General features: G+C 64.9%; 6 protein-coding genes and 1 tRNA gene. 4 read left to right on the top strand and 3 right to left on the bottom strand.

Annotation, left to right across the window (positions count from 1 at the left end; all coding sequences use genetic code 11):
- Positions 1–173 precede the first annotated feature (173 nt).
- On the bottom strand, positions 174–575 hold the full coding sequence (locus tag Q7V20_RS18080; RefSeq protein ID WP_304794438.1) for an RNA-binding S4 domain-containing protein: 402 nt from the start codon (positions 573–575) through the stop codon (positions 174–176).
- Positions 576–681: 106 nt separating this feature from the next.
- Between Q7V20_RS18080 and Q7V20_RS18075 the strand changes: the two genes are divergently transcribed.
- On the top strand, positions 682–897 hold the full coding sequence (locus Q7V20_RS18075) for a hypothetical protein (RefSeq protein WP_304794435.1): 216 nt from the start codon (positions 682–684) through the stop codon (positions 895–897).
- On the opposite strand, the gene mnmC is transcribed toward Q7V20_RS18075, so the two are convergent.
- Positions 889–2,766, bottom strand: coding sequence for an FAD-dependent 5-carboxymethylaminomethyl-2-thiouridine(34) oxidoreductase MnmC (gene mnmC / locus Q7V20_RS18070; protein ID WP_304794432.1), 1,878 nt, complete (start codon positions 2,764–2,766; stop codon positions 889–891). The two genes, Q7V20_RS18075 and mnmC, sit on opposite strands and share 9 nt — an antisense overlap.
- Positions 2,767–2,771: 5 nt before the next feature.
- Positions 2,772–3,554 (bottom strand): 3-hydroxybutyrate dehydrogenase, encoded by a 783-nt coding sequence (locus tag Q7V20_RS18065; RefSeq protein ID WP_304794429.1) that lies wholly within the window; start codon positions 3,552–3,554, stop codon positions 2,772–2,774.
- Positions 3,555–3,622: 68 nt separating this feature from the next.
- On the opposite strand from Q7V20_RS18065, the gene Q7V20_RS18060 reads away from it, so the two are divergent.
- The 3 genes from Q7V20_RS18060 to Q7V20_RS18050 all read left to right on the top strand — a co-directional run bounded on the left by Q7V20_RS18060 (position 3,623) and on the right by Q7V20_RS18050 (position 6,924).
- Positions 3,623–4,561 (top strand): alpha/beta fold hydrolase, encoded by a 939-nt coding sequence (locus tag Q7V20_RS18060; protein WP_304794426.1) that lies wholly within the window; start codon positions 3,623–3,625, stop codon positions 4,559–4,561.
- Positions 4,558–6,816, top strand: coding sequence for a bifunctional (p)ppGpp synthetase/guanosine-3',5'-bis(diphosphate) 3'-pyrophosphohydrolase (locus Q7V20_RS18055; RefSeq protein ID WP_304794424.1), 2,259 nt, complete (start codon positions 4,558–4,560; stop codon positions 6,814–6,816). The genes Q7V20_RS18060 and Q7V20_RS18055 overlap by 4 nt, the downstream gene beginning before the upstream one ends.
- Positions 6,817–6,847: 31 nt before the next feature.
- Positions 6,848–6,924 (top strand) — tRNA-Val (locus tag Q7V20_RS18050).
- The last annotated feature ends 13 nt before the right edge of the window (positions 6,925–6,937 follow it).

Genomic DNA, 6,937 nt, shown 5'->3' with positions numbered 1-6,937 from the left:
GCTGGACTCAAGCGGCTCGGCGCCGCCGGGGGCGGCATCGACCGGATCAAGGTTTTCGGCGTTCGCGGGCGTGTCGCTCATGGTGTTTGTTGGATTTAATGAGGGTGAGTCAATCGAAGCCCAGCAGATCTCGGGGCGACGGGCAGGGTTTCAAGACCCTGGGTTAGAAATATTTAATCGTCGACGCCGGCGCTCCAGCGGTTCCAGTCGGCCAATTGCCGCCGGTCGCGCTTGGTAGGGCGGCCCTGATCGATGGCCAGCGCAGGGTCGGGCTGGGTGCGGCGCTCCTCGGCGTGGCGTTCGCGGCGGGCGATGCTGTCGGGCGTTTCTTCGTACATCGTCTGGGCCACGGGCGCGCCGCCGCGCACGCTGCTGAGTGTTTTGACGATGACGGTGCGCACCAGGGTGCCTTGGCGCAGGGCGATGCGGTCACCGATCTTCAGGTCGCGCGAAGGCTTGGCCACGATCTCGTTGACCTGGACCCGGCCTTTGTCGATGTCGTCAGCGGCCAAGCTGCGCGTCTTGTAAAAGCGCGCGGCCCACAGCCATTTGTCCAGACGTAATTTGTCGCTCATGTCGCAAGTATTTTTCCAGCCCGCCAGTGTACTCACCCCGGCGTGCCAGGTTTTGCGACGACAATGTTGCCCAGCGGTGCCCGCAGCGGGCGCCAGAGGACCAAAAGTGGCAAAACCCAACTATCAGTTTGAAAAGCGTCAGCGCGAGCTGGCCAAGAAGAAGAAGAAAGAAGAAAAAACCCAGCAACGCCGCAGCGGTACGGGTGAGCCTGGTTCCCCCGACGCTGACGCCGACCAAGGTACTGCCGAGGGCACCACGCCCGACAACGCCGAATCCGGCGACAACAACGGCGCGGCGCCTCAGGCCGAAGCCTCAGCCTGACCTTGGCGCCCTGGCCTTGGCCCGTGTCACGATGCGGGCGGGGTCCAGTGCATCGCACAGAGGGGCCTCGATCGGGCAAGGGCTGCCCGTGACCCACGAGGCCAGCAGCTCACCGGCCAGAGCCGCCCAAGTGATGCCTCTTGAGCCGAATCCCGTGATGATGTAGACCCCGCCGTGTTCGTCGCGCAGTCGGGGTATCAGTCGTGCTTGGTCCATCCTGGGCGCTCTTTGCCCCATGTTTGGCGGCGGCGCATCGGCCAAGGGCAGCGCCCCCACATATGGCAGGCGATCGGGCGTGCTGGCCCGCCAACCGACCCGGCCTTGCAGGTTGTTCCACAGGGCAGGCGTGTTCCCCATCGACAAGCTGCCCAACTGCGCGGCTTGCGCCAGATTGTGGGCATGGTCCGCATCCCGCAGGGCGGGGTCCAAATCATCGGCATCGCTGGTGGCGCCAAACAGCAAGCGGCCCTGATGCCCGGGCAGCACATAGCCCGCACCCGCGACCGGCAGGGTGGGGGCTGTGATGCCATCCTGCAAAGGCAGGCTGCTGATCTGACCTCGCACGGCTTGCAAAGGCAAGGGCGCCAGGCCAGGCATGGCCTGGATCAGCGCTGACGTGCCCGTCGCGCCCGCCATGATCACCACCGGTGCTTCGGCGATGACTCGGTCTTGGTGATCCTGCGCTTGCCAAGTGGCTTGGCCGTTCCGGGTGGACCGTTGCCATTGAAAAACGATCTGGCCCGGCAGAAACACGACCTCGGCATGGTTTTTGGCCTCGGCCAGCAGCGCCTGGACATAGCCAGCCGGATCCAGCCAGCCGCCGTGGTGAAACAGCCAGCCACCGCTGGGCACGGGGATGTTCGCCAGGGCTCGCGCCTGCGCCTGCTCAAGCCACTGAAGGTGTTCAGGTGGCAAGCCAAGGCGATGGGTCAAGGCCTGGGCCTCGGCCGCCTGGGTCAGGGTGTCCAGCCTGAGCAGACCTTGGCAGGCGCCCGCGAACCGGCCTTCGGTCAACATCGGGGTCACCACCGCTGCCGTGCGCAAGGCGGCTGCGCGGTGGGCTCGGGCATGGATGCCATCTTCGCCATGGACAACGCTGTGGAACAAGCCACCAGGGTTGCCCGAGGCACCTTGGGCCGGTGCGGCGTGGGCATCGATGATGGTGATGCGCCAGCCCTGCCGTGCCAGGGCCCAGGCTGCAGCGCAACCCGCCAGGCCTCCGCCGATGACCATGGCGTGCCGCTGCGTTGGCTCGGTGCGCGTCGGCCACAGGCCCCCTGGCAATGGCGGCGGGGTGTGGTGAGGTTCGAAGCGAAAACTGCCTGGCGCACCGTTTGCCTGAGCCTTGAAGCCAGATTGCCGCAGGCCCTCAAGCACCTGCAAGGCATCGCTTCGGGCGAAGGCGGTGCATTCGGGGGCGGCCAGGCGCGCCAGCCGCGACAGCCAGCCTTCATCGCCATTCGGGGCCAAAGGGGCCGGGGCCACGCCTTCCAGCAAGAAGGCATCCACCCGCGCCACCAGTTGCGGCACCAGGTCCGCGACTTCGCCCACGCCCAGCAGCAGGGTGACTTGGCTGGCGGGGCCTTCTTCAAACACCAGGGTGTGAAGTCCTGGTGTCAAAACCGGCCAGCTGTGGGCCAATCTTCCAGCCAGGGCCTGAGCTCTGATGTCATGGCTCAAGGCAGCCTTCAGTGGGGGCTTAGCGTCCAGCGCTATGTAGAACAAGCGCTGGCAGCGGTTCGGGTCGGCCCGCCACTCGGCCCAGATTTTCAAAAATCGCTGACCCTGGCCAAACCCAGCCTCCAGGATCACGAAGTCATCGCGATGAGCCCACCGGGCGGGCAGGGCATCGACCGCCAACGATGGCATCTTCTTTATTGTGCCAGCCAGCCGCCGTCCATGTTCCAGGCCACGCCGCGCACATTGTCGCCAGCCGATGAGCACAGGAACACGGCCAGGTCGCCCAACTGCGCGGGCGTCACGAATTGCAGGGAGGGCTGCTTTTCACCCAGCAGGCCGCGCTGGGCTTCTTCAACGCTGACGCCTTCGCGCTCAGCCTTGGCCTCGATCTGCTTTTGCACCAGGGGTGTCAACACCCAGCCAGGGCAGATGGCGTTGACGGTGACGCCGGTGGTGGCCGTTTCAAGCGCCACCGCCTTGGTCAGCCCCACCAGGCCGTGCTTGGCCGCCACATAGCCCGACTTGCCAGCGGAGGCCACCAGGCCATGGGCCGAGGCCACGTTGATGATGCGCCCCCAGTTTTTGGCCCTCATGGCGGGCACGGCCAAGCGCATGGCGTGGAAGGCCGAGCTCAGGTTGATGGCGAGGATGGCATCCCATTTTTCGACGGGGAAGTTCTCGACATTGGCCACGTGCTGGATGCCGGCGTTGTTGACCAGGATGTCCACGCCGCCGAACTCCGCGGTGGCGTAGGCCATCATGGCCTCGATCTCTGCCGGTTTGCTCATGTCGGCGCCGTGGTAGCCCACGCGGATGCCGTGCGTTTTGCCAGCGGCCAACACTTCGGCCTTGGGTGCATCGACATCGCCAAAGCCGTTCAGAATGACGTTGGCGCCTTGGGCGGCCAGTTGAGTCGCGATGCCCAAACCAATGCCGCTGGTCGATCCAGTGACGAGGGCGGTTTTTCCATTCAACATTCAGGGCCTCCTGTGGCAATAACAAACACAATGTCGTACCGATTCCAATTATCTGCCGAGGCACTGCCATGACCACCCTGGATCACAACAATCTCTCCAGCCCCACCTTGAACCACGTGGTGTGCCCAGGCGCAAGCAAGACTGATGCTCAGACCCACCGCATGGCTTACTGGTCATGGGGCGATGAGGCCAACCCTCGAATCCTGATCTGCGTGCACGGCTTGAGCCGACAGGGCCGCGACTTCGACGCCCTGGCCCAATCACTGAGCACTCAGTACCGCGTGATCTGCCCTGATGTGGTCGGGCGCGGGCATTCCGACTGGCTGGCCGCACCAGCCGGTTACCAGGTCTTTTCCTACGTGTCCGACATGGTGACCCTGGTGCAGCACCTGCGTGCCTCGCTGAAAGTGGAAGCCCCCTTGGACATCGACTGGGTGGGCACGTCCATGGGTGGCCTGATCGGCCTGGGATTTTCCACCTTGCCACCGGAGGTGACTGGCGTGCGAATTCGCAAGATGGTGCTCAATGACGTGGGCCCACGCCTGCGCCACGATGCCTTGTTGCGCATCGGCGACTACCTGGGCCAGCCCAAGCGCTTTGCCAATGAACAAGAGGCGGCCGACTACCTGTGGACCATCTCCACCGGCTTTGGCCCGCACACGCCAGAGCAATGGCTGGCCTTGTCGCGCCCTTTGCTTCGCCCAACGGCCGATGGCCTGGGCCTGCAACTGCATTACGACCCGGCCATTGCCGAGCCCTTCAAGTCCATCTCCGCCGAAGCAGCCACCAGTGGCGAAGCCGCGCTGTGGGGCGTCTACGACGGCTTGAAGTGCGAGGTGCTGTTGTTGCGCGGTCAGCACTCCGACCTGCTGGATCACGAGACCGCCTTGACCATGACCCAGCGTGGCCCCAAAGCACGCCTGGTTGAATTCGAAGGCGTGGGTCACGCACCCACCTTGATCGCTGCTGACCAGATCGCCACCATCAAGGACTTCTTGTTGGCATGAAGACAGGCATTCTTGATGCACCTCATGCGGCCATTGTTGACCTGGTCGACCTGAGTCTGCCTGAGCAGGATGGCAGCGCGGCCCATGCTCTGGCGCGCGCCAGAGCGTTTGCCGAGCCCTTGCTGGCCGGCCAGTTGTTCGACACAGGCGAGAACGCCTTGGCCCATGCCGATGGCGTCGCGCAGATCCTGCTGGGCATCGGCGCGCCACCGTCCTTGCGTGCGGCCGCTTATCTGGTCTACGCCAGCGAGTACCTGACCCCGCCCGACGAGGTGATTGGCCGGGCTTTTGGCCCCGATGCGGCTGCGCTGGTGGCCCACACGCGCAAGCTGGTGCAGATCCAGCGCAATGCGCGTGATTCATTGGGCGACGAGACCGATGGCCCCTTGCGCGCTGACCAGGTCGAGCGCATCCGCAAGATGCTGCTGGCCTTTTCGCGCGATCTGCGTGTGGTGCTGATGCGCCTGGCCTCGCGCCTGCAAACGCTGCGCCACTATGCCGCCACCAAGTTGCCGTGTCCCAAGGCCTTGGCTCGCGAGTCGATGCAGGTGTTCGCGCCGCTGGCCAGCCGCCTGGGCATTGGCCAGATCAAGTGGGAAATGGAAGACCTGTCCTTCCGTTTCCTGATGCCCGATACCTACCGCTCGATCGCGCGCTCGCTGGACGAAAAGCGTCTGGAGCGTGAGCGCGATGTGGAGCAGGTGCGCCAGACCTTGGCCGAGGCCCTGGCCCAGGCCGGGCTGCAGGCTCAGGTGCAGGGCCGCCCCAAGCACCTCTACAGCATCTGGAAGAAGATGCAGGGCAAGAACCTGTCGATCGACCGCGTGTTCGACGTGCGGGCGCTGCGCGTGATCGTGGCCGACATCCCGGCCTGCTATGCCGCCCTGAGCCGGGCCCACGAAATCTGGCGCCCCATGCCCGACGAGTTCTCGGACTACATCGCGCGGCCCAAGCCCAATGGCTACCAATCGCTGCACACCGTGGTGCTGGGCGATGACGACAAGCCCATCGAGATTCAGATCCGCAGCCTGGCCATGCACGAGCATGCCGACAGCGGCGTCGCGGCCCATTGGGCCTACAAGGAAGCGGGCGCCAAGGGCTACGCGGGCATTCAGGTGGTGGGCGAGTTTGAAAGCCGCGTGGCCGCTGCGCGCAAGACCGTGCTGCGACAACTGCTGGCCTGGGAGCGCGACCTGGCCGCGGCCGATGAAACCGAAGGCGGTGGCCCCGCCGGCCATGGCTACTTCGATGACCGCATCTACGTGTTCACCCCCGATGGCAAGATCATCGACCTGGTCCACGGCGCCACACCCGTGGACTTTGCCTACACGCTGCACACCGACCTGGGACACCGTTGCCGAGGCGCCAAGGTCGATGGCGTGATGGTGCCTTTGAACACCGCCTTGCAAAGCGGCCAGACGATCGAGATCGTGTCGGCCAAAGAGGGTGGGCCATCGCTGGACTGGCTGAACCAGGACCTGGGCTATGTCCGAAGCCCCCGGGCCCGTGCCAAGGTGCGTGCTTGGTTCAACGCGCTGGCCCAGCAAAGCACCATCGCCAAAGGCCGCGAGCTGGTTGAAAAGCTGCTGCAACGCGAGGGCAAAACCGCCACCAAGCTGGAAGACCTGGCCGCCGATCTGGGCTTTCGCAGCGCCGATGCCTTGTTCGACGTGGTCGGCAAAGATGAATTCTCGCTGCGCAACATCGAGCAGTTGCTGCGCCCCGCCGCACCTGAGCAAGACCCGGATCAGGTCGTGGCCCAGCGCATTGCACGCAGCGAAGCCGAGCTGGACCGCAGCGGCCACGGCCGTGGCGTGTTGGTGGTGGGCATGGATTCACTGCTGACGCAATTGGCCCGCTGCTGCAAGCCTGCGCCGCCTGATCCGATTGGTGGTTACGTGACGCGGGGCAAGGGCGTGGCGGTGCATCGCTCGGATTGCAGCAACTTTCGCCAGATGGCGGGGCGGCATGGCGAGCGAGTGATCCCCGTCACCTGGGGGCAGCACGCCGCCGCTCAGAGCGCGCATTACGCCGTGGATGTGCTGGTGGAGGCGCACGACCGCCCAGGCCTGCTGCGCGACGTGTGCGATGCCCTGGCGCAAGGCAAAACCCATGTGGTGGCCATGAACAGCCAGACTCAGCGCGAACACGCGACCATCACCCTCACGGTGCAGACCTCGGACACGGCCAAGCTGGGGCCGGTGCTCGCGCGTGTGGCACAAGTGAACGGCGTTTTGAAGGCGCGCCGAAAATAGATAAAAAGCCGTGCTATAGTAGCGGTCTTGAAGGCGCGTAGCTCAGCTGGTTAGAGCACCACCTTGACATGGTGGGGGTCGTTGGTTCGAGTCCAATCGCGCCTACCAAGAGATCTGAACA

The organism is Aquabacterium sp. (genome assembly GCF_030652515.1).
In the GTDB taxonomy this organism is placed as follows: Bacteria; Pseudomonadota; Gammaproteobacteria; order Burkholderiales; family Burkholderiaceae_C; genus Aquabacterium.
The sequence above is the reverse complement of the archived record's forward strand: the minus strand, read 5'-3'. Positions and strand labels throughout refer to the sequence as shown.

Coding starts and splice junctions, on each gene's coding strand:
- Q7V20_RS18080 (WP_304794438.1), bottom strand. CDS start 575: ATGAGCGACAAATTACGTCTGGACAAATGGCTGTGGGCCGCGCGCTTT.
- mnmC (WP_304794432.1), bottom strand. CDS start 2,766: ATGCCATCGTTGGCGGTCGATGCCCTGCCCGCCCGGTGGGCTCATCGC.
- Q7V20_RS18065 (WP_304794429.1), bottom strand. CDS start 3,554: ATGTTGAATGGAAAAACCGCCCTCGTCACTGGATCGACCAGCGGCATT.
- Q7V20_RS18060 (WP_304794426.1), top strand. CDS start 3,623: ATGACCACCCTGGATCACAACAATCTCTCCAGCCCCACCTTGAACCAC.
- Q7V20_RS18055 (WP_304794424.1), top strand. CDS start 4,558: ATGAAGACAGGCATTCTTGATGCACCTCATGCGGCCATTGTTGACCTG.